Here is a 25658-nt window from a genome sequence, read left to right on the forward strand (position 1 = left end):
GGCACCAAATACCGGCGCCGATGCAAACTCTGGTTTGTCAAAGATATAGCAGCGGATGATTAAAGACGACGCAGCCGCAGAAGCTACAGCGCGGGGCTCCCTGGCCACTGATTCTGCTCCGCATGCAGCAGTTCGCGGGTATGCGGATGCTTTGGCGAGCCGAAGAGTTCGGCGACCGAAGCATATTCCACGATTGTGCCGGAACGAACAACGGCGACCCGCTGGCAGGTTAGCGCCGCCACGCTGATCGAGCGCGTGACCATGATCATCGTCAGCCCGTTGTCGCGCTGCAACATCCGCAGCAGGTCCAGAATGTCTGAGCTGTCTGACGCGTCCAGGGCGTCTGTGGGGTTATCGGCCACGACGAGGTCGGGCTTGCTCGCGAGTGAAGCGGCAATGTGTACGCGCTGGGCGACCACGTGCGACAGCTGGTGCGGGTAGGACATGAACGTGTCCTCCGGGCGCTCGACCCCAGCCTGATCCAGCAGGGCCAGCGAACGCTCATAGGCGGCCGTCTTGGCCAGGCCGAGGTAACGCAGCGGTGCGGTCAGCTTCGTTCCGACGGTCACTCCGTGGTCGAGACTGCCGAGTGGATCGCGCGGCAGGTAGGCGATCCTTGCGTCCCGCGGCCGGTCGCGCGGTCGCGGGGGCAGACCAACCAGTTCCCCGCCGTTGAACAGAATCGACCCGGAACGGATGACCGCCGGAGCCGGCAGCAGACCGGCGATGCACTGGGCGATCTCGAGGGCGCCGGAATTGGCGTCGCCGACCAGCCCGATCACTTCGCCGCGGGTTATAGAAAGTGAGATGCCATTGACCAGCAGCGGTGCGTCGGGGCGGGCTCCCGCAGCAACGCGCAGTCCGCGCACGTCCAGCACGGCCGCCGAGCGAAACCAGTGCGACGGCAGCGGAGCCGTGGTCTCCGCGGTCGGTGCAGTCGGCGCGGCGGGATCGAGCGACTCGTCCGGCGGCGTGAGTGCCGACTCGGCCGAGGGGATTCCTGTCCGCACGGCGAGATTGATCCGACGAAGAACGGCGCGAGCATCAGTCATGGTCAGCTCGCATTTCAGTAGGGCGAGAGCAGGGACTGAAACGTGGAACTGACGCTCACAACCGAAACTCTCTGGTGCATGGGGCTGTGAGCGTGTGCCAGACTCGACAGCACCCTCACGTCTACCCAATGCTAGCTAATACCGGTGCCAACAACGTACCGGTTTGTTTTTCTTTTTTTGAGCGGATGCTCACACCCCAGTAATCTTCCAGTTAGACCCAGTGAATCCTCCGCCGCCGGGTCATCGTGGTGCTCAGTGCGGCGAGTGGGCCTCGAGAAACTGGTAGACCTCAGTCTGGTCGACGCCGGGAAATGTTCCGGTGGGCAGTGCAGCGAGCAGGCTGGTCGGCGTGCGCGCGGCTGGCCAGGATTGCCCGGCCCAGCGGTCGGCCAAGTTGTCGGGCGCCCGGCGGCAGCACGACTCGTCCGGGCAGAGCGACACGGCGCGGTTTGACGTTTCACGCCCGCGAAACCACTTCACGTGGGCGAAGGGAACGCCCACACTCACCGAGTATTCGCCCTCCTTGGCCTTCTCGACGCGTGAGGTACACCAGAAGCTTCCGGCTGGCATGTCGGTGTACTGGTACCAGGCGCTGAAGCGATCGGCAACGTCGAATACGGTGCGGGCGGTCCAGCTGCGGCAAACCGTGGTGCCCTCGACCGCGCCGAGCGCATCGCTGGGAAAGCGCACATTGTCGTTCTCGTAGGCCTTGATGATGGTGCCCGACTCGTGCACCTTCATGAAGTGCACCGGAATTTCGAGCCGGGCGGTGGCGAGGTTGGTGAAGCGATGTGCGGCCATTTCGTAGGAGACGGCGAAGGCGTCGCGCAGGTCTTCCATCGAGATGCGCCGCAGGGTCTTCGCTTCGGTCAGCATGCGAACGGCATCACGCTCCGGCAGCAGAATGGCGGCGGTGAGATAGTTCGTCTCCACCCGCTGACGCAGAAATTCTGCATAATTTTTCGGTTCCTCGTGTGCGCATAGTTCGCTGGCGAAGGCCTGCACGATCGGGGAGCGGGAATCCCGAGAGGCCGAGCGGTTCGTCGGCAGGTAAATCCGCCCGTTGCGTTTGTCCGTGACCGACCGGGTGGAGTGCGGCAGATCGTTCACGTAGTGCAGTGAGAAGCCCAGATGGGTGGCCATGTCGGCGACGAGCTGCTGCGATACCGGGCCGCCGGAATGCCCCACCGCGGTGAGAATTTCGAGGGCCTGGGCCTCAAGCTCGGGAAAATAATTGTCCTGCTGCCGCATGATCTGGCGCAGGGCCGAGTTAGCCCGCCGGGCTTCCTCCGGGGTCGCGGCTCGTTCCCGGTTGAGCCGGTCGATCTCGTTGTGCAGGCTCAGAATGGTGTGCAGCGTTTCGTCGCTCTGCCCCTTGCTCACACGGATGCGGGGGAGGCCCAACGCCTGAAACACCGGGCCGCGCTGGGCGCGTTCGACCGAGATTTCCAGTGCGGCTCGCTCGGAGGGGGCATCCGTTCGCATCAATTCATCAACGGTCGTGCCGAGGGCGAGGGCGATCGTGCGCAGCATGGACAGGCGCGGTTCGCGCTTGCCGTTCTCCATCATCGACACCTGCGACGGCGCGCGGTCGATGGCGGCGGCGAGGGTGTCGAGCGTCATGCGGCGGGCGGTACGCAGCTCGCGGATGCGGCGCCCGAGGGTGAGAGCGTCGAGCTCGGGTTCATCGACGGCGAGGGACGACAGGGCGGCGAGGGCTTCAGCGGGAACCATTCACACAGTGTCACACGATTCAAAAGTTTCCACAATCAGAAGAACAGGGTTTCTTCTGCCGGTATATTTTGGTTTTGTAGCGTGCAGACCCGGCAGAGTATGAACACAGGCCAGTAACGACGATTTGAACACTGAACGCATCCACCCTCGCGCTCATCGGTTCGACCGAAGCAGAACCGTTCCACCACCATTCAGCCTGAGATCGGGCGCACCGCAATTCGGGTTCGCCCCCTGTCGGTTTCACCTACTTTCGCAAGGAGCCAGACCATGAACACCCCAAACCCGACCATTGATCAGACGGTCACCTCCGCGCCGATCAAGACCGACAAGGTGAAGACCACGACCGGCAGCTTCGCCACCATCCGCCCGCACCTCGAGGTGACCGGCCCGCTCGCAGACCGCTACGACGAGATCCTCACGCCGGACGCCCTCGAATTTCTCGCCGAGCTGCACGAGCATTTTGCCGGCACTCGGCACGACCTGCTCGCTGCCCGGCTGCAGACTCGAGTGGATGCCGCGAATGGTCGCGACCCCAAATTTCTAAGCGTTACCGAGAGCATCCGCTTGGATTCAACCTGGAGCGTTGCAGGAGCCGGACCCGGTCTGGAAGACCGCCGCGTGGAGATAACTGGTCCGACCGACCGCAAGATGGCCATCAACGCGCTCAACTCGAGCGCCAAGGTGTGGCTCGCCGACCAGGAAGACGCCACCAGCCCGACCTGGACCAACGTCATCGAGGGCCAGCTGACCCTGTTCGACCAGGTGCGCGGCCAGCTGAGCTACACGAGCCCCGAGGGCAAAAAATACGAGATCACGAACAAGACCACGCCGACCATCGTGATGCGTCCGCGTGGCTGGCATTTGGTCGAGAAGCACGTGACCTTCGTTGATGCAGCCAACCGTCGCATGAAGTCCTCGGGCAGCCTGATCGACTTCGGCCTGTACTTCTTCCACAACGCCAAGAAGCTCATCGAAAACGGCACCGGCCCGTACTTCTACCTCGCCAAGCTGGAGAGCCACAAGGAAGCCCGCCTGTGGAATGACATCTTCACCTATGCCGAAGAGCGTCTCGGAATCCCGTACGGCACCGTGCGTGCCACCGTGCTGATCGAGACGATTCAGGCCGGCTTCGAGATGGACGAGATCCTCTACGAGCTGCGCGACCACTGCGCCGGGCTGAACGCCGGCCGCTGGGACTACATCTTCAGCATCATCAAGACGTTTCGGGCTCGTGGCAGTCGCTTCGTCTTTCCTGACCGCAAGCAGATCACCATGACGGTGCCGTTCATGCGGGCCTACACGGAGCTGCTCGTGGCCACCTGCCACCGCCGCGGAGCTTTCGCCATCGGCGGCATGAGCGCGTTCATCCCGAACCGTCGCGACACGGCCGTCACCGAGCAGGCGCTCGCCCAGGTCGCCGCCGACAAGAAGCGTGAGGCCACCGACGGCTTCGACGGTTCCTGGGTGGCGCACCCCGACCTGATCCCGACCGCGCAGGCCGAGTTCGACAAGGTGCTCGGCGACCGGCCGAACCAGGTCGAGCGCACCCGCCCCGAGGTGAGTGTGACGGCGGCCCAGCTACTCGACGTCGCCTCGGTCGGCGGTCAGATCACCGAGGCCGGCGTGCGCGGCAACGTGCTCATAGCGCTCCGCTACATCGAGTCCTGGCTGCGCGGCGTTGGTGCTGCGGCAATCGACAACCTGATGGAAGACGCCGCTACCGCGGAGATCTCCCGCTCGCAGCTCTGGCAGTGGATCCACGAGAACTCGGTCACCGCCGAGGGTCGCCGAATCGACTCCGACTGGGTCGAAGAGGTGCTCGACGAGATCGTGGACGGCCTCGAGCGCACCCCCACCGACCGCTTCGACGACGCCCTCACCGTGCTGCGCACGTCGGCGCTCGAGCCCGAGTTCCCGACCTTCTTGACGGTCGGAGCGTACGCCCGCTTCTTATAACTCATTCGGCGTTCGCGAAAGCGGGCAAATGGATGCTTCACCCCGGCATCATCACAGGGGTGAAGCATCCGTTTGCCCGTTTTTTCGTTTTGGGCCAACCCGTGTTCCATCCCTCACTTGGGGCGTGAGTACCCAATGGGGGAATACCTGAGCTTTTTTCAACTCTAAGGTTCTGGTTGGGAATAGTGAAAACATTTCATTATTTCACACCAAAAACCGAAAATTGAAAGGCACAATTGTGAACAGAATGATCAAGGGCTTTATCGCCGGCGCTGCTGTTGCCGCTCTTCTCCTCGGCGGCTCGGGAACCTTCGCGCTCTGGAATGACACCGCGGCGGTCGCCGGTGCGGACATCACGGCTGGCACACTGACGGTCAAAGCGGGGGAAGGCGTCTGGACAGACCAGACGGAGGCCGCGATTAATATTGCGGACTACCGCATCGTTCCGGGTGACACCCTCACCTACCAGACGCTACTCGACGTGGAAGCTCTCGGTGACAACATCAAGGCGCTGCTGTCTGTCGACAAGGGTCAGCTCACTGCGAACAGCGACTCTGCCGAAGACAAGGCGCTCGAGAAGATTCTCAAGGAGTACACCGACGTGTCCGCGGTGGAAGTGTCTCGCCACGAGGGTCCTGCCGGCCCGGCCCCCGTTCGGGGCGACCAGTCAATTGATTTCGAACTCCTGCAAGGTTCCGTTCAATACCAGGTGATCGTCACGATCAAATTCCCGGCCGAATACGAAGACGACGACGCTGCGAAGACCGGATCGGTCAACCTGTCCGAGCTCGGGGTCAAGCTGACGCAGCACCTTTAATAACTCCTCGGCAGGCCAGCGAGCGGAGAGTCGCGTGAAATTTACATTCGAACGCGCGACTCTCCCCGTTGGCCGTGTAGCCAGGTCTGCCCAGGAGCAGGCTGATTCGGGCTTTGAACGGATGTCGCCGATCCTGTCCTAAACGTCGGCGCAAGACGCTAAGGGGTCCATCTCTTCTCGTTTCCCTCGACTTTTGTAAAGGAAGAACTTCATGAACAAGATCCTCACGGGATCAATAGCAGGTGCGGCCGGTATCGTACTTCTCCTCGGCGGGGCCGGGACGTTCGCGCTGTGGAATGACACCGTGGCAATCGCCGGTGCGACCATCACGGCTGGAACGCTGACGGTCGAGGCGGAGGAAGGTACCTGGGCCGATCAGGACGACGACGCGATCACCAGCATCGACGAATACCTCATTGTTCCGGGTGACATCCTCACCTACGAGTCCGTGCTTAACGTGGACGCGCAGGGCGATAATATCCTGGCGCAAATTGTCATCGACCATGGCTCGATCATTTCCGACGACGTGGAAGCGAACCTGGCGCTGGAAGAGCTCCTCACAAAAGCCACCACGGTCGAGGTGGTTGAAGGCGGAGGGGTTGGCGCCAGTGTGGGCGTTGGTCGCACGGGGTTCGACCTGACTGCTGGCGAGCATGAGCTTCTCGTTACCGTCACGATCGCATTCCCAGAAGACGCCGCGGTTGACGACGATGCGAAGACCGGGGCGGTTTACCTGTCCGGCCTCGCGGTGATCCTTTCGCAGACGTTGTAACTGCCCCTGTGCCCAGAATGGAGAGTCGCGTGAAGAGTGAAGCTTTGAGCGCGACTCTCCCGGCCGATCAATATCCGCTGCCCAAACCGGCCAGAAAGGCCGCTGGTCTGTGGCGTCAGATCAGGTTTGCCCTGAGTCTGGCCGTGTTGCTGCTCGTTATCGCGCTCGCCGTCGTGCTGATCGTGATCCCAAAGTTCACCGGATCGATCCCACTGACCGTACTCACCAGCTCGATGGAGCCGGGCTTTCCGCCCGGCACGTTGATCATCGTTCGGCCGGTTGAAGTGGATGCCCTGGTACTGGGTGATGTCATCACCTACCAAATGGAGACCGGAAAACGCGGCGTCATCACCCACCGCATCATCGCCATCAATACCTCGGCGGGTGAGCGCACGTTCGTCACGAAGGGTGACAACAACGGGGCGGCCGATGCTGACGCCGTGCTCGAAGCGCAGGTGCAAGGGCAGCTCTGGTACTCCGTTCCGCTGATTGGGTATGTCAACAGTGCGGTCAATGGTTCCAATCGGGCCTGGCTCATTCCGGTGGCCGCTTCATTGCTCTTCGCCTACGCGGGCTACGAGATCCTGGTCGGCGTCGTGGCCGGCGTGCGCAAGCGCCGACGAGGTAAACGACTGGGCGGGACACCGATCGATTCTCCTGCCGCCGATTCTGGCGTGAAGGTCGACGAACGAGGCTAAAAGATCCGTTGCGTACTCGGTTTCGATGCCGCCGTCAGCAGGCCTTCCATCCCCCAGATTGGGGGGAGAGCGGCACCCAATGGGGGGCATACACGAGCATTGCTCACCCCTAACGTTTTGGATGGGAATAGTGAAAACATCTCATTGTTCTCTCCAAGCCTGACTATTTGAGATGAAACTGACGTGAAACTTATGTTAAAACGCAATAAAGCAATCATTGGGGCCGGGGGCGTCGCTGTTGCGTTGACCATGGCGCTCGCGGCATTGGGGCCGACCGGTGCGTACTTCAGCGACACCGAACAGGGAAGCATTGATGGAACGAAGGGCTCGATTAAGATCGCAGGCGTCGACAGCCTCGACTTGCACTTCACCAATATGCTCCCCGGTGAGAAGCAGACTGTCTCGGAACGTTACGTGAACAACGGCCTGAGTCCCCAGGATGTCTGGGTCGTCTTCAATAACGCCGAGGCGCTACACGCGTTGAATGACGAAGGCACCTTCATGGAATTCCATCTTTCAGCTAACGGCACAGCGCTGTTTGATTCGGCGAACTTGAACGACAATGGCGATGGTGTTCCCGGATGTGCCGGATTTGACCCGGCAGGCTGCTGGCCCCTCAAGCGAGCGTACAAGCTTCAAGAAAACCTTGCGCCCGGGTCAATAGGAAAAGTTTCCTTCAGCGCTATGATCGCTGCCAAAGCTGTAGACCAGTCTGAGGTCGGCGGCGGCGATTGGCTTCCGTACCCGGTCAAGCAGCAAAACGGAGCCCCTGTTACGCCCACAGATGCGGGGCTGCCGTACCAGATCGTCGCAACACAAGTTGGGCAGGAACCCGGCCACTAAGGCTTGATGAAACGGCTCGGATGTCGCTGTCGGGTAGCGACGTCCGGGCCATTCACCATTCCAATTCGAGCGTGAAAGGCGTACCGTGAAGAGACTCAAAGGCACCTTGATTCTGCTGCTCGTGCTCGCCGCCGTCCTCACTCCGGTGGCTCTCGTGGCCACGGGCGCCCTGCCCTACCGGGCCTACGTCGTACGCACCGGATCAATGTCGCCCACCATTTTGCCGGCCAGCGTCGTGCTTGTTGAGGCCGACCAGTACGAAGTCGGCCAGGTCATCGCCTTTCGACGCGCCGACGATCGCACCACCCACCGACTCGTGGCCATCAACGACGATGGCACCCTGACCACCAAGGGCGATGCGAACGACACGATCGACCCCTTCACTGTGCCGGCTGCCGATGTCATCGGCGGAGTGATCGCCTTCGTTCCCCGCCTCGGCTATCTCGTGGTCTACCTGCAGAACCCGCTCGCCCTCGGCTCCCTCATTATGTGCGTTCTGAGCATGTGGTACGTCGGGTCGCCGGAACAGAAGCCGGAACAGAAGCCCGAAAAGAAACCGTCCAAGGATTCCAGGGGCATCGCGGCCGTTCGGGTCGCCTAGCTTGCCGACTGGGCTTTCACCTTGTCGTAGGCGGCGAGGGCGGCGCGGCGGGTTTCGCCGAGGTCTACCAGGGGCGCCGGGTAGGTATCCGTGCCGTATTCGGGCACGTTGGCGCGGATGTACTGCTGGTGCGGGTCGAACTTGGCCGCCTGCAGTTCGGGATTGAAGATGCGAAAGTAGGGCGCGGCATCCGCTCCGGAGCCGGCTACCCACTGCCAGCCGAAGGGGTTGCTGGCGGCATCGGCATCGACGAGGGTGTCCCAGAACCAGCGCTCGCCCACCCGCCAGTCGACCAACATATTCTTGATCAGGAATGAAGCGGTGACCATGCGTACCCGGTTGTGCATACTTCCGGTTCGCCAGAGCTCGCGCATGCCGGCATCGACCAGGGCGAAGCCGGTGCGGCCTTGTTGCCACGCGGTCACGGCTTCGTGGTCGAGCTCGGGCCACGGGAAGGCGTCGAAGGCGGGCCGCAGGTTCTTGGTCGCGAGCTCGGGGGCGTGAAACAGCACGTGGTAGGCGAACTCCCGCCAGCCGACCTCGGTGAGAAACCGGGTCGCACTCGCGAGCGCCGACCCGGAGAGTGAGCGTTGCGCCTCCTGGGTGGCCGCCCAGACCTGGTGCGGGCTGATCTCCCCCCACCGCAGGTACGGCGACAGACGCGACGTCGCGTTCTGAGCCGGTTCGTCACGTTCGGCCCCATAGCGGGGGAGTGATTCGGCCAGAAAGCGCCCAAGCATTTGCTGAGCGGATGTCTCGCCCGGCTGCCACGCCGCGCGCAGCCCGTCGGCCCAGTCGGGCGCGCTCGGCTCGAGGCCCCAGTCGTCGAGGCTGTCGGTAGCGAGGCTGCCCGACCACCCGGAGACGGTGTCGGGGGAGGGGTAGGGCGCGCGCGGCGGCGGACCGGCCTGGCAGGCACGCCAGAACGGCGTGAACACCGAGTAGGAGCCGCCCTGACCGGTTTGGATGGTCCACGGTTCGAACAAGAGTGAACCCGCGAAGCTGTGGGCATCGACGCCGTCGGCGCGCAGCTCGGCCTTGATCGCGGTATCGATCATGCGTTCTGCGGAGCCGTAGCGGCGATTCCAGAAGACGGCAGCGGCATCCGTTTCACGGGCGATTTCGGTGATGATCGGTGCGGCCGGGCCGCGGCGCAGAATTAGCCCGCCGCCGAGCGCCTCGAGCGTTGCACCGAGCGATCTGAGACTCTGGTGGAGCCACCAACGGGCGGCGCCGCCGAGCGTGCGCACTCCGGGGGACTCGTCGTCGAACACATACACGGCCACGATCGGCCGGTGTCGGGCGAGGGCTGCGTGCAGCGCCGGGTGGTCGCCGACGCGCAGGTCGTCGCGAAACCAGACGACCGAGGGGCCGACGTGCTCGTTGGACTCTGCCGGGGTATGGGGAAGTGAAGTCATGGGCTCTCCTCGTGAGAACTCCAGTGTGTACCCTGCCGCGGATGAGACCAATTCGGAGGTAGAACGGTTCGTCGCGCCAGCGTCGGCCGAGGTTCGACCAACGGAGCCACACGTCGAAACGTCGGTATATCTGCGGAAAATAGAGCTAAACGGCGTAAATCTTTGTGCGTACAGACCAAATCGTCGCCATTTGCGCAAAAACTCAATTCCCCATTCTGGGGGTTGGAGCAGGACAGACAAATTTGTCTGTCCCATCTAGTGTGTGAATCGCGGATGGAGCTACAGCCGCAGAAAACACCACCGGACTGTAGCAAATTCATGGCCCAATACCCAGGGTTGTGGACGACCGGCCGCATCACCGTCGCGCTTACCCCGCGGCGATCACGTAGCGGGCTTCTTGCCGTTGCTCCACGCCTGCCGCTTGCTGGCCTGCGACCACCCGAAGTTTTCAGACCAGTACCCGAAGGGCCTCACCATGAACAAGCTCACCAAAGGCGCGATTGCCGGCGCCGCCGGTCTCACCCTCCTGCTCGGCGGTGGCACGACTTTTGCGCTATGGAACTCCTCGGCCGTGGTGGCCGGCGGCACGATCGAAGCTGGCAACCTGGTTGTTTCTCCCAGCGCCATCGACGGCGTTGAAGTTGCCGGTGTTTGGACGGACCAGAACGATGTAGTCCTGAACCTCGAAACATTCGCGGCCTCGCCCGGCGATGTGCTGGTCTATACCAAGAAAATGCACGTCCTGGCCGAGGGGGACAACCTCGTCGCCGAGCTGACGCTCGATGCGGGCTCCATCAACGCCACCACGCCGGGTCACAAAGCCGACGACGCACTGGCCGCCTACCTCATTGGGACCGCAGTTTTGACAGTGACACCCGATGGCGGCATCAAGGATAACTTCTCCCAGACTGAGCGTTCAGTGACCACTGGCCCGACGGATTACACCATCACACCCGGAGCGGGAATCGTCGAGGAAGACGTCACCGTCGAGGTCACGATCACCTTCCCGAACGGCGCGCTGGGCGCTGAGAACACCATGATGCTCGGTTCGGTCACCCTCAAGGACGTGGCGGTCAACCTCACCCAGATCTAACCGATCGGTGCCCGGGTGCCCACCAACGATGGGCACCCGGAAACGACCAGCAGGCAGCATCCACTTTTGATTTGCGAAAGCCGGTGATCTCTTGAAAACATTTCTGTTCGCGAGTGCGGCGATTCTTGGTGCGACCCTGCTGGCCACTGCGGCCGTGGGCGGAACCTATGCCCTGTTGAACTCGAGCGCTTCGGCCGGCCCGGCAGTCACGATTCAGGCCGGATCCGCCGAGCTCAGCATCACGTCAGACCTCGAGATGTCGAATACCCCGCTGTATCCCGGAGCAAGCAACGTCGGCACGGTCGACGTGCGCAACGACGGCACGGTGTCGCTCTCCCTTCGCCTCGCCGGCCTGACGCCGCCGACCGTTTCGACGCTATTCTCGGAGGCCCTGATCGTCGGGGTGAGCGCCGTTTCGACGGTGCAGGAGTGCACGTCGAACCTCACTCCCACCATTGCCGGCACCTTCGCTGACCCGCCGGCTGAGGAGCTCGGCCTCACGCTGGCTCCCGGATCCAGCGCGCTTCTGTGCGTCTCAGTGAGGCTGTCAGCGGATACCCCGAGCGGCAGCCAATCCCAGACCGCGACGAGCTTTGGACTCCTGATTGACGGACGGTAGGTCTAGCCCATGACATCGAACCGTCGTCGTTCTCTGCGGCTGCGCAGCCGGTCTGGGCGTCCGGCGCGCTGGCCCGCCGCACGATCTGCCGTGGCAATTGCGAGCCTGGTCTTTTTGACCTTTGCCGGCACCGGCGTTGCCCAGGCCGTCTGGACCGCCGCGGCGGTCAACCCCACAGCATCCGCTGTCTCGGGCGCCGTGACCATCAGCCAGGACGGGTTCGCCGCGCTCGCGACCGACTACACGTCCCATCTGCTCACGGCGACGAAGCCGGTCACCCTGACCAACGGCGCCGTGCCTGCCGCCTACGACCTGACAGTCAGTTCGGCCGCCGCGACCGCGTTTGCCGCTGCGGTCAACGTGCGCGCCTGGTCGATCGCGGCAACCGGCAGCTGCCCCATGACGCCCCCGACCGGAACAGTGAGCACCCCCCTGGCGACGGGAGTCACTCTGAGCGGCGACCTGGCGGCGAGGGCTTCGGTGCGCTACTGCGTGCAGACGTCGATCGCCAACACCACCGCCGGCACCATGGCCAGCACCTCCCTAACGGCGCAACTGGAATTGCAAGCGCGAACGGGCAACTGGATGTCACCCATCTCGCTCGTCACCGCCGCGCAATCTGTCACCAACACCGCGCCACGCGATCTGGCGGCGGTCAGGAAGACGCACAGCTCCATCTCCTTGACCTGGGCCGCTGCCGAGGACAGAACCGTGACGCGCTACGAGGTCTGGCGAAACGGCACGCGGGTTGCAAACGCACAAAGCGTCACAACCTTCACCGACACCGGCCTGACGGCGAACACGCGCTATACCTACCTGATTTACGCCGTCGATGCGAACGGCAATCACCTGGCCGCCTCGAACGAGCTCGCCGTGTCTACGAACAAGCAGCCACCGGCCCCTGGCGTGTGGTACCACGTCGTCACCGCCGCCGGGACCTGTGTCGATGCGGCCGCCCCGCAACAAAAGGGACGAGTGCTGGCGACGAAGGAGTGCTCGACCGCCTCAACCTCACGGTTCAGCTTCGTTGCGGACAGAAACGGTTCCGAGTATGAAATCGTCGCCGCTGACGAGAACCTAGTGTGGACTGCGGAAGGCACGTCTCCGCTGTCGCTCAGCACGCAGAGTGGCCCAGCAGACAAAGCCAAGCAACGTTTCACGCTCGCCCCGATCAGCTTGGGCAGTGCCACCTTTCAGATTCGCAGCGTGAAGGACGACACGAAGTGCCTTGAGTCAGGCAACACGCTCACCTTGAAGACGTGCGACACCACGGTACCCATCCAGGAAAACCAGCTATTCACCCTCGACGAGGTGACTTCATGACCGGATTCCTGATCCGTGCCCGGATCGCAGCGACCGTGGGCGCCGTGTTCCTGCTGACCGTGAGTGGGACCGCCGCCCCGGCCCTGGCGGCGCCGGGCGCCGAGTCCGCTCCCGACGTCTTGGTCAGCAGCGATGGCGAACATTTTGCCAGCAGCCTGCCCGTCGGACTGTTCGGATCGTACGGCCTGCTGATTCCGCATGGTTCGATGCAATCGAGCCTGTGGATTCAGAACCCGAGCGACCGGCCCGCGAACGTGCGGGTGAGCCTGCGGGAGCCGGGCGGAGCATCCGCTAATCGAACGGTCTCTGACCTTCGGGAATACCTCATCCTGACCGTCGAAGACGCCGCGGCGCAGACGGTGACCACCGTTCCGCAGCTGGCCGACGCGGGCTGCGCGGTACTCGCGCCCGAGCAGCCGCTCGCGGCCGGTGACACCCTGCGGGTCGAGCTCACGATCGAGATGATGAACGTGAACGGACTGACCGCTCAAAACGCGCGCGCGGACCTCGGCGTTCTCGTTGCGCTGCGCGATGCCGAGGCTGGACCCTTCGCGGCATCGGCCTGCGACGACGATGGCGTGCTCATTCCGGCCATCGCCGAACCGTCAGTACCCCAGCGGGCGGATGCTCTGTCGCGCACCGGCGTCGACCTGCCCGTTCCGGCCATTATCGGCGGCGGCCTGCTGCTCGGCCTGGGCGTGCTGCTGGTCACCCGGCGGCGCCGTGACCGGCGTGAACCGTGACGCAGCCGGCTGACGCACCAATCGCGCCGACCGATACGCCCGCTCCCAGCCTCTGGCGTTTTCTGGGGATCGCGCTTAGCGCTGCCGTGCTACTGCTCGTCATCGGGCTCGGACTGGTGCTCGTGGTCATTCCCAAGGCGACCGGTGCGACCCCGCTGACCGTGCTGACCAGCTCGATGGAGCCGGGACTTTCGCCCGGCACTGTCGTCATCGTGCGCCCGGTCGACGCCAACGCGCTGCACATTGGAGACGTCGTTACGTATCAAATGGTGTCCGGCGACGCCAAGGTCGTGACGCACCGCATCCTCTCGATCGTTTCGAGCTCAGAAGGACCGCGTTCCTTCATCGTGCAGGGCGACAACAACAGTGCGCCCGACGACGACCCCGTGCTGGCCGAGCAGATTCAAGGTCGGCTCTGGTACGCGGTACCCTTCGTCGGCTACGTCAACAACGTGATCACCGGGGCAAACCGGACCTGGATCATCCCCGTGGTGACCGTGGCCCTGTTCGGCTATGCCTGCTTCATGGTCGTCGGCGGCCTGCTCGACCGCCGAAAAACCCACAAACGGGGAGTGGATGCCGACGACCCGGCCCTCGGGTTACGAGACGCGGAGCACGATCTTGCCGCGGGTGTGACCCTCTTCGAGCAGTCGGTGCGCGGCGGCACCGTCGGTGAGTTCGAACACGGAGTCGACGTGCACGCGCACGGTTCCGCTGGAGAGTAAAGCTGAGATCTCGTCGAGCGTGCGCGCGTCGGGGGACACCTTGAAACCGGTCGCGCGGCGGCCGACGGCGGCGGCATCCGCTGCCATGGTCGGCCAGCTGCCGGTCGGTGCGTTCACGAGCAGGCCGCCGGGGCGCAGGGCCGCGAGCGAGCGGGTGCCGGTGTTGTCGTGCACGTTGCCGATGAGGTCGATGACCGAGTCAAGATCGTGGACCACATCCTCGAAGCGGGTCGTGCTGTAGTCGATGACCTCGTCGGCGCCGAGCTCGCGCAGAAAGTCGAGGTTGCGGGTCGACGCCGTCGCGGTCACGTGCGCTCCCAGCACCCGGGCAAACTGCACCGCGAAGTGACCGACGCCGCCGCTGCCGGCGTGCACCAGCATCCGCTGCCCGGGAGCTGCCCCGGCCAACTTGACCATGCCCCAGGCGGTCAACGCCGCGATCGGAACGGCGGCCGCTTCGGCGTGGCTGAGCCTGGCCGGTTTGTGCGTGACGCTCATGCTCGAGACCGAGACATACTCGGCGAAGCTGCCGCTGGTGCGCGGCACGCGGCCCATGCCGTAGACCGCGTCGCCGGGCTGCAGCGGCGAGGCCTCGAACGCGGCGCGCACGACGATTCCGCTGAAGTCGTTGCCGAGAATGGTCGGGTAGCTCTGGATCGCGGCCGCGACGCCCTTGCCCGCACGGGTCTTGGCGTCGATCGGGTTGAGGCCGGCGGCGACGACCTTGATGAGCACCTCGTCGGAAATCTGGCGGGGCAGCGGCCGTTCGGCCAGGTGCAACACCTCGGGGGCGCCGGTCTCGTCGATGATGAGGGCGCGCATGGTCTCCGGCAGTTCGTATTCAGTAGCCATGCTCCCCATTCTGCTGCATCGCACCCGCGCCCCCGCTTTCCGGGCCCGGGCCCGGGCCCGGAAAGCGGGCCCATGATCTATCGTGGGCCCGCGGAGCGGGCCCGGGCCCGGTCCAAACATATGGAGTTGATCGCTCCCGGATGCGCGATGACGGGTGCGCCTGAGGGATGCGCGGTGAGGACCCCTCACCGCGCAGGCCCCGCCAAACGGACCGCTAGCGGCGGGTCTGCTCGTCGAGGTTGTCGATCAGGGCGTTGGCGAGGCCGACCAGTATGGCGATCTGGTCTTCGTCGCGTTCGATCCAGCGACATTCGGGCACCGGGGCCACCGGCACGAAGCCCCGGTGCTCTTCCCAGACCAGCAGCGTGCGGTCGGCGCCGAGCACATATTGCTGCCACCACACCTGCCGCATATAACTGCGCGGAATGCTGCGCCACGGCTTGCTCGTGGTCTTGATCTCGGCCAGGTGCAGATCGCCATTGGCCGCCACGCCGACTCCGTCGGGTGTGGCCAGATGCCGTGGGTGCGCGAGCGACCGGAACAGGTTCGTGCTCGGCTCGATGCCGTAGTTCTCCAGCACCCAGGCGGCGATGACCGGTTCCCGGGCCCGCCCGTGGTCGGTGTAGCTGTTGCCGGTGAAGCTCGTGCCGTGCATTTTGTCGTGGGCCGCGTTCAGAATGGATTTCGGAGTCGACAGTTTCGCGACATCCGTTGCGGTGATTCCCTGGTTGCGCGCCCGCAGCCAGGCCACCCGGTCGGTCGAGTCAGCGACGATGCGCAGCGTGTGCGGTGCCGGCAGCAGAGCGGATGCTGCAAGGTGCGTTGAAGGCTGGTCCAGATCGAAGAGGGACAGCGTTGAATTCGGCACCCCTCTATTGTGTGCCCGCGCGCCCGGTCGGCGCGCCACCGCCACGGAGTGCCGCTCGTTTGCTGCCGCGCACGCTGCGGCCGCTCGCCGCGCCGCGTTGCACCCGACACGCCCCGCTCGGCAGCCCCGAAACTCTGAGAATCGTTATCGCGAAGTGATCTGAGTTCGCTAGCGTGAGTGCACGGCAACCAACCGGGGGAATACTATGTCGCACCGCGCACGCACAGCTGGAGGCGCAGTCGCGATCACGCTCGCCATTTTGCTCAGCGGATGCGCCGGCCTCCCCGGCTTCCCCGCCGCGACCGACGCTCCGATCGCGCACCTCGTCGAAGGGGTCGACTGCCAGGCGCCCAACCTCAATCACGACATCGCCGTGCAGGAGGGTGTTCCGACCCAAACCGACCTGACCGCCGAGCACCCCGCCGCGCCGGATCCGGGACGGGTTCCGACCGACTTCAACCCCGTCGCCGCCTATCGCTGCACCTTTTTCGGCAGCCTCGACGACGCGCAGGGCCGCTGGTCGGCCGTGCAGGTCGAGACCCTCGAGGGCGACTTCGGCGCGCTGCTGTCGGCGCTCGCCGAACCCAGCGACCAGGCGGGCCCCAACCAGGCCTGCACCGCCGACATGGAGCTGGTGCCGGAACTCTGGCTCGAAAACACCGACGGTGACGCACTTCGCGCCGCCTGGCCGCGCACCTCCTGCGGCAAAACCAAGCCGGCGACCCACACCGCTCTCGACGAGCTCGAGCTGACCGACACGACCCTGCTTCCGCTCGTGTTGCAGGTCACGCGAGAGGCGCTCGACGCCAATTGCGCGATGAGCACCGGCACGCCCGAGCAGTCGCTGCTCTTTGGCGGTATGGGCCTGCAGACCTTTCCGGATGGCATGAGCGACGGTGCTGAACCGACCACGATTCCGGCGCCGCCGGCCGAGGCTCCGTCCCTCGCCGGCGTCGACGGCGCGAGCGTCTGCGTCTACACGGTCGATCCGCATCAAGACCCCGACCTCAGCGAGCTCAACTCCGTCGAGGGGATCGATGACCTCGCTCTCGGCGCAATGATGAACCTGCAGTTCGGCACCTTTGCCGGCGCGAGCACCCTTGAAGCGGATGCTGCGGTGCTCCTCGCCGCCGCAGCATCCGCTTCGCAGGCGCCCGAGTGCAGCACCGACCCGACCCGGTTTGCGGTGCTCTGGCCGGAGCGCGCAGGCACCCGGCTCGACACGTCGATTCAGGTCGAACTCGACGGCTGCCAGAGGCTGTTCCTGCCCGGCAGCCACGCGCTCGTGCCCGCGCCGGAACTGCTCAACATCCTGCAATAAACCGCGAGCGCGCTCAGTCAATCGACGCGCGAAGCGGCGGGGCCGCCGTTCGATGCGTGTGCAGCCGTCCGGCGCGGTCGAGAAAGTACAGACCACCCCGAACGATGTTGATCTCCCCACTCAGCGGCGGGGTATTCGCGAGCTCAGAGAAGCCGGTGCGGTCGAGCACCCCGAGCTTGCTCGTACCGTAGGCCTTGGCATAGAGCACCCCGTTGTAGGCGGCCAGCCCGGTGAATCGCCCGCTCGATGCGAGGCTGAAGGTTGACCGCGCCCAGACATAGACGTGACGGCGCGTGCGAATATATAGCGCCTCATCAAGGGCGGCGAACTCGAACGGCCCGTCGGCGGGAACACCGTCCAGCCGGGTAAACGATGACCCGCGGTAGCTCGAGATGGCGCACACCTCTGAGTCATGGTGAACGATATAGAGTTCCTGACCAAACACCGTCAGGGCGAGAATGTCGATCGGGGATCCGGCTACTGGAACCAGTTCACGGCCGTTGACGTACCAGAGGCCGGACTGTAAGCGAAAGTACGCTCGTCCGCGAAAGCTGGTCAGGAGCAGTTGCGAGGCCTCGGTTGTGGCGATGAAGGTGAACCGGCCGTTGCGATAGCGATGGATCGACGTGAGACCCGGATGCCGGTCGGACTCGGCCGTCAGATACAGGTCGGTGCCCACGGCGACGATGCGCGTGATTCCTGCCGGGGCCTGAGGCACGGTGGCCAGGCTCGAACCGTCGAAGCAGAACAGCGCATCTCGTCCGTAGACCAGAAAGTAGGTCTTTCCGCCGACGTCGGTCAGATTGTGGGCATCGGCCGGGGCTTGGTCGACGAGTGCAGCAGGGCTCGAAGGTAGTGCTCGGCGGCGGAGCAGGGCTGTCAAGGTCATGGCCGGTTCCCCCGTGTCGCACCTCGTGTCTGATCGATCATGCTCGCCCCACCTCAGGATTTACGGCAGAATTCGGGACGAAACCCAAGGATTGCCCAGCACGCGGCAAATTCGCACGCCCGGGCAAGGCTGCTCACAGTGAGGGCTAGGGCAACGCATAGTCGACTCATAGAAAAGTAGCGATACTTACTACTATGAGCACACGTGAGAGCACGCACACCGGCCACGGCCCCCGACTGACCAAGGCCGACGGCAGTGCCATTCGCGTACTCGTCGTCGACGACGAACCGACGCTCACTGATCTGCTCTCGATGGCCCTGCGCTATGAGGGCTGGGAGGTGCGCACCGCCGGCGAAGGCCGCCAAGCACTCAGCATCGCCCGCGAATTCCGCCCCGACGCTATCGTTCTCGACATCATGCTGCCCGACATCGACGGCCTGCAGGTGCTGCAGCGGGTGCGCGCCGACGGCTACGAGACACCGGTGCTGTTTCTGACCGCCAAGGATTCCCTCGACGACCGCATCATTGGCCTCACCGCCGGCGGCGACGACTACGTCACCAAACCGTTCAGCCTCGAGGAGGTCGTCGCCCGGCTGCGCGGTCTCATCCGCCGCTCCACCCTCGCCGTGGCGGACTCGACCGACCCGCGCATTACCGTCGGCGACCTCACCCTCAATGAGGACAGCTACGAGGTGTTTCGCGACGGCGACGCCATCGAACTGACCGCGACCGAGTTCGAACTGCTGCGCTTTCTCATGCGCAATCCGCGCCGGGTGCTCAGCAAAGCCCAGATTCTCGACCGGGTCTGGAGCTACGACTTCGGCGGCAAATCCAGCGTCGTCGAAATCTACATCTCGTACCTGCGCAAGAAGGTCGATGTCGGCCGCGAGCCGATGATCCACACGGTGCGTGGCGCCGGTTACATGCTCAAAACTGCTTCATGACTGAGCGGATGCCCCGTCGCCGCGGCCGCACCCGCTCGCCCTGGACCCTGCAGCGCCGCCTCGTGCTCACCGTCGTCGGGCTGCTCGCGGTCGTGAGCATCACGATCGGCATAGTGAGCGTCGTCATTCTGCGCGCTTCCCTGGTCGACCGGCTAGACCTACAGCTCGCCTCGGCCGCTGACCGTTCCGGGGCCGCGCTCGGCGGCGTCGGCGACAACGACGGCGACCGTCTCGGCGACCTGCCCGGCAACCCCTACTTCGGCACTCCGACGGCCGACAGCATTCTCAGCGGCCCGGCCCAGCCGCCCGGACTGCTCGCCCTCGTCTACGACGGAACCAGCATCACGACCGGCTACACCGACGACGAGAGCGGACGAATCGAGGCGCTCACGTCGGAGCAGGTGCAGATCCTCGCCGACCACGTCAACCAATCGACGCCGGTCACGGTGCACCTCGGCGGCGAACTCGGCGAGTACCGGGTGCAGGCCGAAACGTCCCGCACCGGCACGCTCTATCTGGTCGGCCTTCCGCTTTCCGGAGTTGCTGCCACGGCCGCCCAACTGGCCCTGATCGTTGGCCTTGTTTCGCTCGTCGGACTCGTGATCGTCGCCATCATCGCCGCCTGGGTGGTGCGGCTGGCCCTGCGCCCACTGCAGAGGGTCACCGCGACCGCCACCCGGGTCGCGCAGCTGCCGCTGGACCGCGGCGAGGTCTCGCTCGATGATCGGGTTCCGGCCGGCGACACCGATCCGCGCACCGAGGTCGGCCGGGTCGGCGCCGCCCTCAACCGCATGCTCGACCACGTCGACCTCGCCCTGGAGGCTCGGCAGGCGAGCGAACGCAAGGTGCGCCAGTTCGTCGCCGACGCGAGCCACGAACTGCGCACCCCGCTGGCATCCATTCGCGGGTATTCCGAACTCACCCGCCGCAGCGGCCAGGAGCTGCCGCCCGACGCCATGCACGCGCTCGGTCGCATCGAGTCGGAGTCGGTGCGCATGACCGGGCTGGTCGAGGACCTGCTGTTGTTGGCCCGCCTCGACGAGGGCCGTGAACTCGAACTGGAGCCGGTGGACCTCACCATGCTGCTCGTCGACGCCGTCAGCGACGCGCACGCCGCCGGCCCCGATCACGGCTGGAACGTCGAGCTGCCCGAAGAACCGATCGAGGCGACCGGCGACGAACCGCGCCTGCGTCAGGTCATCGCCAACCTGCTCGCTAACGCCCGGATCCACACGGATGCCGGCAGCAGCGTGGTCATCGCGCTCACCGCCATCGGCGACCAGGCCGTCATCACGGTCACCGACAACGGTCCGGGCATTCCCGATGCCCTCAAAAACACCCTGTTCGAACGGTTCGCCCGCGGCGACAGCTCACGCTTTCGCGGAACCGGCAGCACCGGCCTGGGCCTCGCCATCGTGGCAGCGGTCGTCGCTGCGCACCACGGCGAAGTCAGTGTCGAGAGCGCTCCCGGTCGCACCCAGTTTCGGGTGGCGCTTCCGCTCGTCGCGGCCTAGTCGGCTTCGTTCAGCCGCTCCAGCAGAACGGCGAACTGGTCGAGCTCGGCGGTCGTCCAGGTGCTGAGGCGTCGGTGAACGAGAGCGGTGCGCTCGCGGCGCACCTTGGCTAGCTTCGCCTCGGCGAGCGGGGTGAGCGCCAGAAACCGCGCGCGACCGTCGAGCGGATCGACCCGGGTTCCGACGAGGTCCAGCCCACAGAGCAGCCTGGCCTGGCGGCTGATCATGCTCCGATCCACCGCGAGCACCTCGGCGACGACTCCGGCGTGGGTTTCACCCCGTCGAGCGAGCACGCGCAGCACAGCCAGCCCGAACGGCTCCAGGGCCGGGTCGATGCTGGCCGCGGTCGACCGGGTGCTGGCCCGGATTCCCGAGGCGAGCAGGGCCATTTGTGCCTCAACCCGGGCGAGTTCGGGGCTCTCACCATCCACAAATGTCGGTGCGACCGTGTCACTCATCGCGTGTTGTCCTGGTCTTGTCGCTCGCGGGCTGCACGATACGAATCGACTGGGTATCGTGGGCGCGCCCCACCGGCAGCAGGCCAGCGGACGCCGCGCTCACGTCGATCACGATGTCCTCCACGGTTTCCGTCTCGCGCAGCCGGGTCGATTCCGGCGCCGGAGTCGACTCTACGGTGGCCGAGCGCACCCGATCGATGCCGGTCTCCGTGCCGAGCGGATGATTGGGCAGCAGCGACACCATGAGGAGGGTCACGAGAACCAGCGGTGCGCTGACCAGGAAGATCAGGCCGACGCCGGAGCCGTAGGCCGTTTCCACGATGATGCGCAGCACGTCGGGCAGCAGATTGACCTGCGGGATGACACCGTCGCCCAGCAGTCGACCCGCATCCGCTTGATTGGCGGGGCTGAGATTGCCGACGCGGCTGCTGATCTGCGTGGCGACGACACTGCCCAGAATCGACCCCATCACCGAGACACCGACCGCGCCGCCGAGGCTGCGGAAGAAGGTGACCGAGCTGGTGGCGACGCCGAGGTGTCGCACCTCATTGGTGTTCTGCACGACCAGAACAAGGTTCTGCATGACCATGCCCAGGCCGGCTCCGAGGGTAAACATATAGACGCCGACGAAGACGAGGCTGGTGTACACATCGAGCGTGCCGAGCAGGGTGGTGCCGACGAGCATGAGCACGGAGCCGGAGACCATGATCGATTTCCAGGTGCCGCGCCGACTGATCACGGTTCCGAACAGCGTCGACGAGATGAGTAGGCCGCCCATCATGGGAATGGTGAGCAGGCCGGACTCGGTTGGCGTCGCGCCGCGGGCGAGCTGCATGTACTGGCTGAGAAAGACGGAGGTTCCGAACAGGGAGACGCCGACCGCGAGGCTCGCGACCGTCGCGAAGGTAAAGGTGCGATTGCGAAACAGGCTGAGCGGAATAATCGGCTCCGTGGCGCGCATCTCGACGATGACGGCCGCTACGAGCAGCAGGACGGCACCGATTGCCATGACCCACGAGGTCATCGACAGCCACTCAAACTGCGAACCGGCCAGGGTCACCCAGATCAGCAGCAGGGAGATGCTGCTCGTGATGAGCGCGGCGCCCAGATAATCCATGCGTACGACCCGCTTCGGCCGTGCCGGCAGGTGCAGGGTGCGCTGCAGCAGCACGATGGCGACGATTGCCACCGGCAGGGCGATGAAGAAGTTCCAGCGCCAGCCGAAGGCATCCGTTACGACGCCGCCGAGCAGAGGGCCGCCGATGGTGCCGAGGGCCATGACCGCGCCGAACAGGCCGGCATAGCGGCCGCGCTCGCGGGGGCTGATGATGTCGGCCATGATGATCTGGCTGAGGGCGACCAGACCGCCGGCGCCGAGGCCCTGCAGCACCCGGAACGCGATGAGGGTGCCCGCGTCCTGCGAGAAACCGGCGAGGGCGCTGCCGATCACGAAGACGGCGAGGGCCAGCTGAATGAGCAGCTTGCGGTTGAACAGGTCGGCGACCTTGCCCCAGATGGGCGTGCTCACCGTCGTAGCGAGCAGCGTCGCCGTGACGACCCAGGTATAGGCCGACTGCGAGCCCTTGAGGTCACTGAGAATGAGCGGCAGCGACGTGCTCACGACGGTGTTCGCCAGAATCGACACGAACATGCCCAGCAGCAGGCCCGACAGGGCTTCGAGCACCTGGCGGTGGGTCATCGAACCGTCGGGGGCCGGCTCTCGAGCGGTTCGACTGGCGCGGGCCATGCGACTCCTTAAGTGGTTGACAGATATCAACGATAGGCAGGTAGTGGATGCATGTCAACCATTTCGCGTCGGCAGATGCGACACTGGCCGGTAAGTGGATGCTGATTTGCGCGCGCCCGCAACCTGCCGTAGGGTGAACTTTAGCCACAGACCGCCGGTTGCTGCGCTATGTCGAAAGACAGAAGTGCAGACGAAGGTTCATTCACGTGAACGGCCCGCGCAGGTGTTCGAAGTTCAGTTACAATCTTTTGGATTGTTCCCCAAGCTCCGGCGCCCTGCGCTGGAGCTTTTTTCATGTCTGCGCCCCGGGCTACCCGGCACATGATTATTAATGAGGAGCACCATGGCGAACAAGGAAGCAACGGTCGCCGAGCTTACGGAGAAATTCCAGAGCTCGACCGCCGTTCTGCTCACCGAGTACCGCGGTCTCACTGTTGCGCAGCTCAAGAGCCTGCGTAAGTCCATCAGTGAGGACGCCACGTACGCCGTGGTAAAGAACACGCTCACCAAGATTGCGGCCAACAATGCCGGCATCACCTCGTTCGACGAGGAACTTGTCGGTCCGTCCGCTATCGCCTTCGTGCACGGAGACCCCGTCGCCGTCGCGAAGACCCTGCGTGCCTTTACCAAGGCAAACCCTCTCCTGGTGGTAAAGGGCGGTTACTTTGACGGTAACCCGCTCACCGCAGCGGAGGTTGGCAAGCTTGCCGACCTCGAGTCCCGCGAGGTGCTGCTGGCCAAGCTGGCCGGCGCCTTCAAGGCATCGCTGTTCGGAGCCGCTTATCTCTTCCAGGCACCGCTGTCGAAGGCTGTTCGCACCATCGACGCGCTGCGTGAGAAGCAGGAGTCCGCGAACTAGGCACCTGCCTGGTTCACGGTTCACGAATTTTTAAGAAACTAATAGGAGTACATCATGGCAAAGCTTTCCACTGAAGACCTGCTTGAGCAGTTCAAGGGCCTGACCCTCATCGAGCTCTCCGAGTTCGTCAAGGCGTTCGAGGAGACCTTCGAGGTCACCGCAGCCGCTCCCGTCGCCGCTGCCGGAGCCGCTGGCCCCGCCGCTGCTGCTGAAGAGGTCGAAGAGCAGACCGCGTTCGACGTCATCCTTGACGCCGTTGGCGACAAGAAGATCCAGGTCATCAAGGTTGTGCGCGAGCTCACCAGCCTGGGCCTCGGCGAGGCCAAGGCTGTTGTCGATGGCGCGCCGAAGGCCGTCCTCGAGGGCGTTGCCAAGGATGCTGCCGAGAAGGCCAAGGCTTCCCTCGAAGAGGCCGGCGCAACCGTTACCCTCAAGTAATCAACGCCCCATAGGGGCTCTGATTGAGGCGTAGCCGACCAGTTTTCGGACTGATCAGCGTGCAAGGGGCGTCGTTTCCGAAAGGAGACGGCGCCCCTTTGTCGTACCCCAGCGGGCCTGATGAGCGTTACCCACAGCGGATGCCGCGCTCGCGCAGGTGTGTTGTCAGGAACCCGAGACGGTCGGTTGACGTGGCGCGCTCGTGCTCGAACGAATAACGAGGTTCGTCTGGAGCACGGTGGACGCGTCATCGTGCCCACCAAGCGTTGGGTTCTCAAACTCGGCCAGCAGCGAAGCAACCGCGAGCTGGCCCTGCCGACGCGGATGCTGCTCCAGTGTTGTGAGACGAAACATTGTGGAATATGGATGCCCGTCGATTCCGATCACGCTGAGCTCTGCTGGCACCTGGATACCCAATTCCCGAGCCGCGACAATGAGTCCAATCGCGATCTCGTCGCTCGCCGCGAAGATCGCGGTCGGTCGCTGCCGTGGGTCGCCCAGGAGGGCCAGACCGCGCTCATGGCCGCCGGGAACGGTGAATTCAGAGGTATGAAGGCACCCTTGCACCGGTAAACCCGCCTCCGTCATGGCCGCCTCGAAGCCGCCGTAGCGGTTTCTGTGCACGTGAAAATCCATCTCATTGACCCGGCTGCCGCCGACGTGCACGATGTCGCGATGCCCGAGGCTGAGCAGGTGCTCTGTGGCCAGCCTGGCGGCGGCAACGTCGTCGATGGAAATGGTGGGCACGCCGCGAATAGCGCCGCCGATCCCGACCAGCGGGCGCCCCAGACGATGTAGATGATTGACCTCGGCGTCGCTCAGGGCAACGCCCACCGAGACAATGCCGTCGAAACGCTTGCGGGCCAGAAAGAACTCAAAGACGCGCTCGCGTTCGGGAGAGGCCAGGGGCAGGTTGTACAGGGTCATGTCATAGCCCTGCTCGAGCAGTGCCTCTTCCACGCCTTCCAGCACCTCGGCGAAGAACCAACGGTTAATAAAAGGAATGATCACCCCGACGCTCTTGGTTCGGCCGGTCACCAGGCTGGCGGCGTTTTGTGACGCAACGTAACCGAGCTGCCTGGCCGCGTCGACAACCTTCTGGCGGGTCTCGGCCGAGACGTAGCCCCGGCCGCTCAGTGCCCGGCTGGCAGTGGCCTTGGCCACATCGGCGAGGCGCGCGACATCGGCAATTGAACTCATCTGGTCTCCGTCTTTGGCGACTGGTTCTCAGACACGATAGCGCGGGTTGGCGCATCATGGAACCGGTTCCATGATAACCCCTGATTCTCTGCTGATGTTCCGCCACACATGGAGGGTTCCCAGCGGCAGGTTTTGGATCTTTGCCATTTTGTTATCTTCGCAGGGTTGCTATCG

The 25658-nt window shown here is 64.5% G+C and carries 24 protein-coding genes and 1 pseudogene; 16 read left to right on the plus strand and 9 right to left on the minus strand.

The genetic code is table 11. The annotated features are described in order from the left end of the window. Positions 1 to 83 precede the first annotated feature (83 nt). Both CXY80_RS07825 and CXY80_RS07830 read right to left on the minus strand, forming a co-directional pair. Positions 84 to 1052: an ATP-binding cassette domain-containing protein gene (locus tag CXY80_RS07825; RefSeq protein WP_104132150.1), complete on the minus strand. Its 969-nt coding sequence runs from the start codon at positions 1050 to 1052 to the stop codon at positions 84 to 86. Between the two features lie 252 nt (positions 1053 to 1304). After that, positions 1305 to 2786: an XRE family transcriptional regulator gene (locus CXY80_RS07830; RefSeq protein WP_092448380.1), complete on the minus strand. Its 1482-nt coding sequence runs from the start codon at positions 2784 to 2786 to the stop codon at positions 1305 to 1307. Between the two features lie 267 nt (positions 2787 to 3053). Between CXY80_RS07830 and aceB the strand changes: the two genes are divergently transcribed. From aceB to CXY80_RS07860, 6 genes are all read left to right on the plus strand, one after another. Continuing rightward, entirely contained in the window at positions 3054 to 4742 is a 1689-nt protein-coding gene (gene aceB, locus CXY80_RS07835; RefSeq protein WP_092448379.1) for a malate synthase A, read from the plus strand. A 247-nt stretch (positions 4743 to 4989) separates the two neighbouring features. Continuing rightward, positions 4990 to 5559 (plus strand): alternate-type signal peptide domain-containing protein, encoded by a 570-nt coding sequence (locus CXY80_RS07840; protein ID WP_104132151.1) that lies wholly within the window; start codon positions 4990 to 4992, stop codon positions 5557 to 5559. 211 nt (positions 5560 to 5770) lie between these two features. Further along, the gene (locus tag CXY80_RS07845) at positions 5771 to 6331 is read left to right on the plus strand and encodes an alternate-type signal peptide domain-containing protein (protein ID WP_092448377.1); all 561 of its coding nucleotides are present in this window, start codon (positions 5771 to 5773) and stop codon (positions 6329 to 6331) included. A 44-nt stretch (positions 6332 to 6375) separates the two neighbouring features. Further along, positions 6376 to 7029, plus strand: a complete 654-nt coding sequence (locus CXY80_RS07850) for a signal peptidase I (RefSeq protein ID WP_158251605.1) — start codon at positions 6376 to 6378, stop codon at positions 7027 to 7029. A 192-nt stretch (positions 7030 to 7221) separates the two neighbouring features. Next, entirely contained in the window at positions 7222 to 7872 is a 651-nt protein-coding gene (locus CXY80_RS07855; protein ID WP_104132153.1) for a hypothetical protein, read from the plus strand. A gap of 85 nt (positions 7873 to 7957) precedes the next feature. Then, complete coding sequence (locus tag CXY80_RS07860; protein WP_104132154.1) at positions 7958 to 8473, plus strand: signal peptidase I; 516 nt, start codon at positions 7958 to 7960, stop codon at positions 8471 to 8473. On the opposite strand, the gene CXY80_RS07865 is transcribed toward CXY80_RS07860, so the two are convergent. Further along, positions 8470 to 9891: a deoxyribodipyrimidine photo-lyase gene (locus CXY80_RS07865; protein ID WP_104132155.1), complete on the minus strand. Its 1422-nt coding sequence runs from the start codon at positions 9889 to 9891 to the stop codon at positions 8470 to 8472. The genes CXY80_RS07860 and CXY80_RS07865 overlap by 4 nt on opposite strands. A gap of 475 nt (positions 9892 to 10366) precedes the next feature. On the opposite strand from CXY80_RS07865, the gene CXY80_RS07870 reads away from it, so the two are divergent. The 5 genes and pseudogenes from CXY80_RS07870 to CXY80_RS20095 form a co-directional block, all read left to right on the plus strand. Further along, on the plus strand, positions 10367 to 10984 hold the full coding sequence (locus tag CXY80_RS07870) for an alternate-type signal peptide domain-containing protein (RefSeq protein ID WP_092448372.1): 618 nt from the start codon (positions 10367 to 10369) through the stop codon (positions 10982 to 10984). A gap of 91 nt (positions 10985 to 11075) precedes the next feature. After that, positions 11076 to 11603 carry a hypothetical protein gene (locus CXY80_RS07875; protein WP_104132157.1) on the plus strand — a complete coding sequence of 176 codons (528 nt, stop codon included), beginning with the start codon at positions 11076 to 11078 and terminating at the stop codon, positions 11601 to 11603. Positions 11604 to 11693: 90 nt separating this feature from the next. Beyond that, the gene (locus CXY80_RS07880; RefSeq protein ID WP_158251606.1) at positions 11694 to 12926 is read left to right on the plus strand and encodes a fibronectin type III domain-containing protein; all 1233 of its coding nucleotides are present in this window, start codon (positions 11694 to 11696) and stop codon (positions 12924 to 12926) included. After that, positions 12923 to 13669 (plus strand): LPXTG cell wall anchor domain-containing protein, encoded by a 747-nt coding sequence (locus CXY80_RS07885; RefSeq protein ID WP_092448369.1) that lies wholly within the window; start codon positions 12923 to 12925, stop codon positions 13667 to 13669. The genes CXY80_RS07880 and CXY80_RS07885 overlap by 4 nt, the downstream gene beginning before the upstream one ends. Before the next feature lie 86 nt (positions 13670 to 13755). Continuing rightward, positions 13756 to 14148 (plus strand): annotated as a pseudogene (locus tag CXY80_RS20095) (signal peptidase I); the annotation flags it as partial. 120 nt (positions 14149 to 14268) lie between these two features. Here CXY80_RS20095 and CXY80_RS07895 read toward each other — a convergent pair. Together CXY80_RS07895 and CXY80_RS07900 are read right to left on the minus strand one after the other, a co-directional pair. Then, the gene (locus tag CXY80_RS07895; RefSeq protein ID WP_233195139.1) at positions 14269 to 15246 is read right to left on the minus strand and encodes an NADP-dependent oxidoreductase; all 978 of its coding nucleotides are present in this window, start codon (positions 15244 to 15246) and stop codon (positions 14269 to 14271) included. 214 nt (positions 15247 to 15460) lie between these two features. Beyond that, positions 15461 to 16048 (minus strand): YqaJ viral recombinase family protein, encoded by a 588-nt coding sequence (locus CXY80_RS07900; RefSeq protein WP_369828660.1) that lies wholly within the window; start codon positions 16046 to 16048, stop codon positions 15461 to 15463. A 271-nt stretch (positions 16049 to 16319) separates the two neighbouring features. On the opposite strand from CXY80_RS07900, the gene CXY80_RS07905 reads away from it, so the two are divergent. Further along, positions 16320 to 17435, plus strand: a complete 1116-nt coding sequence (locus CXY80_RS07905) for a hypothetical protein (protein ID WP_104132159.1) — start codon at positions 16320 to 16322, stop codon at positions 17433 to 17435. Positions 17436 to 17448: 13 nt separating this feature from the next. On the opposite strand, the gene CXY80_RS07910 is transcribed toward CXY80_RS07905, so the two are convergent. Then, entirely contained in the window at positions 17449 to 18324 is an 876-nt protein-coding gene (locus CXY80_RS07910) for a hypothetical protein (RefSeq protein ID WP_092448365.1), read from the minus strand. A gap of 194 nt (positions 18325 to 18518) precedes the next feature. Between CXY80_RS07910 and CXY80_RS07915 the strand changes: the two genes are divergently transcribed. Beyond that, positions 18519 to 19268 carry a response regulator transcription factor gene (locus CXY80_RS07915; protein WP_104132160.1) on the plus strand — a complete coding sequence of 250 codons (750 nt, stop codon included), beginning with the start codon at positions 18519 to 18521 and terminating at the stop codon, positions 19266 to 19268. Further along, positions 19265 to 20782 (plus strand): HAMP domain-containing sensor histidine kinase, encoded by a 1518-nt coding sequence (locus CXY80_RS07920; RefSeq protein WP_104132161.1) that lies wholly within the window; start codon positions 19265 to 19267, stop codon positions 20780 to 20782. The genes CXY80_RS07915 and CXY80_RS07920 overlap by 4 nt, the downstream gene beginning before the upstream one ends. Here CXY80_RS07920 and CXY80_RS07925 read toward each other — a convergent pair. Beyond that, entirely contained in the window at positions 20779 to 21240 is a 462-nt protein-coding gene (locus CXY80_RS07925; protein WP_104132162.1) for a MarR family winged helix-turn-helix transcriptional regulator, read from the minus strand. The genes CXY80_RS07920 and CXY80_RS07925 overlap by 4 nt on opposite strands. Continuing rightward, positions 21233 to 22987 carry an MDR family MFS transporter gene (locus CXY80_RS07930; protein WP_146070705.1) on the minus strand — a complete coding sequence of 585 codons (1755 nt, stop codon included), beginning with the start codon at positions 22985 to 22987 and terminating at the stop codon, positions 21233 to 21235. The genes CXY80_RS07925 and CXY80_RS07930 overlap by 8 nt, the downstream gene beginning before the upstream one ends. Before the next feature lie 343 nt (positions 22988 to 23330). Between CXY80_RS07930 and rplJ the strand changes: the two genes are divergently transcribed. Further along, complete coding sequence (gene rplJ, locus CXY80_RS07935) at positions 23331 to 23846, plus strand: 50S ribosomal protein L10 (RefSeq protein ID WP_092448362.1); 516 nt, start codon at positions 23331 to 23333, stop codon at positions 23844 to 23846. Between the two features lie 54 nt (positions 23847 to 23900). After that, positions 23901 to 24284 (plus strand): 50S ribosomal protein L7/L12, encoded by a 384-nt coding sequence (rplL, locus tag CXY80_RS07940; protein ID WP_092340409.1) that lies wholly within the window; start codon positions 23901 to 23903, stop codon positions 24282 to 24284. A gap of 165 nt (positions 24285 to 24449) precedes the next feature. On the opposite strand, the gene CXY80_RS07945 is transcribed toward rplL, so the two are convergent. Continuing rightward, positions 24450 to 25484, minus strand: a complete 1035-nt coding sequence (locus CXY80_RS07945) for a LacI family DNA-binding transcriptional regulator (RefSeq protein ID WP_092448361.1) — start codon at positions 25482 to 25484, stop codon at positions 24450 to 24452. Positions 25485 to 25658 lie beyond the last annotated feature (174 nt).

This window comes from Cryobacterium sp. M91 (assembly GCF_002929615.1).
In the GTDB taxonomy this organism is placed as follows: Bacteria; Actinomycetota; Actinomycetes; order Actinomycetales; family Microbacteriaceae; genus Cryobacterium; species Cryobacterium levicorallinum.